We start from the raw sequence: 277 nt of genomic DNA on the forward strand, positions 1-277 counted from the left end.
TTTCTGCTCCAATGCTAATGCGATTGGTCTTACCATCAAACTTAACAAGACTATCACTTATCATAGTGCTGATCTCATCATGAAGGCTTTTAAAAGAAGAACTAACACTGGAAAAAGCATCTGTCACATTATTATGTGACTTCTCAGTAACATCGCCATCAGAACCAATTTCATTAACCTTGAAATCAGGCGCTTTCCATTGGCCATTCTCATACTGAGTACTACCACCAAAATAGTTTGCAACAGTCTTATGGGTTTCAAAAAGCTGAGAACCATT

General features: G+C 37.5%; 1 protein-coding gene. It reads right to left on the reverse strand.

The genetic code is table 11. From position 1 onward, the window contains the following. Positions 1–277 (reverse strand): hypothetical protein (locus J7R07_RS08100; RefSeq protein ID WP_208436331.1); only part of this gene is annotated, 277 nt, incomplete at both ends.

Source organism: Bartonella phoceensis (assembly GCF_902825145.1).
In the GTDB taxonomy this organism is placed as follows: domain Bacteria; phylum Pseudomonadota; class Alphaproteobacteria; order Rhizobiales; family Rhizobiaceae; genus Bartonella; species Bartonella phoceensis.